General features: G+C 57.1%; 4 protein-coding genes. 2 read left to right on the top strand and 2 right to left on the bottom strand.

The genetic code is table 11. The features are described 5' to 3' along the window. Positions 1 to 1,105: ribonuclease D (gene rnd / locus Q1B15_RS11750; RefSeq protein ID WP_299753925.1), on the top strand; the 1,105-nt coding region annotated here is incomplete at its 5' end. On the opposite strand, the gene Q1B15_RS11755 is transcribed toward rnd, so the two are convergent. Continuing rightward, the gene (locus Q1B15_RS11755; protein ID WP_366141718.1) at positions 1,102 to 2,157 is read right to left on the bottom strand and encodes an AbrB family transcriptional regulator; all 1,056 of its coding nucleotides are present in this window, start codon (positions 2,155 to 2,157) and stop codon (positions 1,102 to 1,104) included. The genes rnd and Q1B15_RS11755 overlap by 4 nt on opposite strands. Next, positions 2,154 to 2,621, bottom strand: a complete 468-nt coding sequence (locus Q1B15_RS11760; protein ID WP_299753926.1) for a hypothetical protein — start codon at positions 2,619 to 2,621, stop codon at positions 2,154 to 2,156. The genes Q1B15_RS11755 and Q1B15_RS11760 overlap by 4 nt, the downstream gene beginning before the upstream one ends. Positions 2,622 to 2,745: 124 nt before the next feature. Here Q1B15_RS11760 and Q1B15_RS11765 point away from each other — a divergent pair. After that, positions 2,746 to 3,114: SufE family protein (locus Q1B15_RS11765; protein ID WP_299753927.1), on the top strand; the 369-nt coding region annotated here is incomplete at its 3' end.

Below are 3,114 nucleotides of genomic sequence, written 5' to 3' on the forward strand. Positions count from 1 at the left end.
TTTTGCGCCTTATGTAACTGTAGACACCGAATTCCTTCGCGAACGCACGTACTATTCAAAGCTTTGCCTTGTTCAGTTGGCGATCCCGGGAGACGCGCAAGAAGACGCGGTTCTGGTCGATCCCCTTGCGAAAACTATGACGCTTGAACCGCTGTATGAGCTTTTTCGCAATGAGAATGTGGTGAAAGTCTTCCACGCGGCGCGCCAGGACCTAGAGATTTTCTTCATCGAGGGTGGTGTCATTCCAAAACCGCTGTTCGACACACAGGTCGCGGCAATGGTTGCAGGCTTTGGTGAACAGGTTGGCTATGAAACGCTTGTGCGCAAAATAGCCCACGCCCCGCTTGATAAGTCGTCGCGGTTCACTGATTGGTCGCGCCGCCCTCTGACGGACGCGCAAAAGACCTATGCCCTTGCGGATGTAACGCACCTGCGGGTGATTTATGAATTCCTCGCAGCGGACCTCGAAAAGTCGGGTCGGCGCGAATGGGTCGAGGAGGAACTTGGCGTTCTCGAGGACCCGGCGACCTATGTTGTCGAGCCTGACGACGCCTGGAAGCGGCTGAAGACGCGCACAAACTCTGGCCGGTTTTTGGCGGTCGTCCGGGAGTTGGCAAAATTTCGCGAAATCTATGCACAGACGCGGAACATTCCACGTAGCCGGGTGATCAAGGACGATGCTTTGCTTGAACTGGCCTCCACACGGCCTGCGACGCTGGAAGACCTGAGCCGCTCAAGGCTTTTGTTGCGCGAGGCGCGCAAGGGCGACATTGCTGAGGGTATTCTTTTGGCCGTGAAGGTTGGCATTGAAACGCCTGCCGAAGATCAGCCCAAACCGGATAGATCGCGCGACAAGATGCAGGTGAACCCGGCACTTGCCGATCTCCTGCGGGTTTTGCTTAAAGCGAAGTCCGAGCAACTGGGCGTGGCGCAAAAACTGATTGCAAGCTCGGCCGATCTCGATGAGATCGCAGCAGGGCGGCGTGATGCAAAATCACTGGCCGGGTGGCGGCACACGGCCTTTGGCAAGGACGCGCTATTGCTGTGCGAGGGTCGGCTGGCGTTGCGGGCCAAAGGGCAATCCGTCGAGGTCTTCGAACTTTAGACCCGCGCGCGTAGTGCCTTGAACACAAGCGGGGCGACCGCGATTACTAGCGTAACCCGAAGCACGTGGATGGTGACCACATAAGCAACATCCGCACCCATCGCGAGAGACAACAGGCTCATCTCGGGCAGCCCGCCGGGTGCAAAGGTAAGAAATGTCTGGCCAAACCCAATGCCGGATACCTGCATGACAATCAAAGCCGTGCAAATTGCGACCACTAACATCAAGCCAGACGCCAAGCTAGCGAGGGCCAAATCGCGCAGGATTTCGCGCGCGGGCACGCCCAGAAAGCGACAGCCCACGACAGTTCCCATTACCAATTGCGCCGTATTGACAGCCAGCGTCGGTGGCGGTGCATTTGTCAGCCCCGCAAGATGCACGATCGCAGATAAAAGCATTGGCCCGAGGATTTGCGGGGCAGGAAGCCTAAGCTTCGGGCCGAGCCAGGCGCCAGCCACCGCACAGGCTGCGAGAATGACAAGGTCCCATGAAGACACGTCCGCAAAGCCAGTATAAAGGCGAGCGTTTCCGGTGGCCGACACATCCATAACGACCGAAAAGAAAAACGAAACAAATCCGACAACGACCAATATGCGGCTGGCATGGGCCAATGCGATCCGCCGCTCAACGCCCCCCGCTTCCGAGCCGATTATCATCATGTCGCTCAACCCGCCCGGGGCCGACGAGAAGTAGGCGGTGACGACGTCGTAGCCACCAATTTTACGATACACCAAGAATGCGAGGCCGGAGGCAACGGTGATATAGATCGGCAAAATCGCGATAGTGAACAACCAGCTTGAAGCTTGTCCAAACAGATTAGGCGAAAACGCCGAGCCCAGCATCACGCCCAAAATCGGCAGCAGCAATTTTCGAAGAAGGATAGGCGCCGCGAGACTTGCACCCAGAACGGCCGCAAGTGTCACAAGAAGGATCGGCCCCAGCATCCACGGCAGAGGTATCCCGAGACGACTTGCAATCACCGCGCCGACAAGTCCAATCGCCAGACCGAGGCTTTGACGCAGAGAGGTCGAAAAAGACGAGGCCCCGATCAGCGGCCAACTGTCCTTGCGTTGCTTGCCGACAAAACACGTATACTTGTGATACCGGCCAGCTCAATGTCTGATAAATATGCGCCCGCGACCAGTTCCCGCGATTGCTGTGTCGAGACGCGGGTTTGCTCTTCGGGTGGTCGCGCGCGGAATGAATAGACAATGACACCCGTGCCGGCCGCGGCGGCGCCTTCGCGCACCAGCTGAGCATCGAACCATCCTTGCGAGGGTGGTAAGCCTGTTGCGCGGATGATTATGCCGCCGGGTAAACGCTCGCTTACAAGGGCGTCGACGCTTTGTACTAGCGGTCGGTCCTCAATCAAGGGAGCGATATCCACCTCGCTTAGGCGTTCCACCGGCTCTTCCTGGCTCAGCCAACGAAACGGATTTAGTGCACTGTCGCCTATGCCGCACCCGGTCAAGGCAAGCGCCATCACACTGAGTGTTATATACTTCGTTCGCATCATGCGTGCTGTCCCGCTTTTGTCCGGATGCCTTCTGCTATCGGAAACCGAACGACAAGAAAAGTCCACGTGGCTGGACCTTTGCACTTTCGAGGCCTAGATCAAATTTGAAAGATACGAGGACACCATGGCCACTGACGCGTTTGAAGATATCGCTGAAACTTTTGAATTTCTCGAAGACTGGGAAGATCGCTATCGCCATGTGATCGACATGGGCAAGGCGATGCCGCCGCTGGAAGACGCGTTCCGCGTTCCCGCGACCAAGGTGGATGGCTGCGCCAGTCAGGTATGGCTGCTTCCCGAGATTGAAGGCGCTGGCCCCGATGCGGTGTTTCGCTTTCGTGGTGAAAGCGATGCAATGATCGTGCAAGGCCTTATTGCGGTTCTGCACGCGCTTTATGAAGGCTTGACGGTCTCTGATGTGCTGAAGGTAGATGCCGCAGGCGAACTTGGCCGCCTTGGATTAAACGACCATTTGTCGGCCCAACGGTCCAAC

It is taken from the genome of uncultured Boseongicola sp. (assembly GCF_937988555.1).
Classification (GTDB): Bacteria; Pseudomonadota; Alphaproteobacteria; order Rhodobacterales; family Rhodobacteraceae; genus Boseongicola.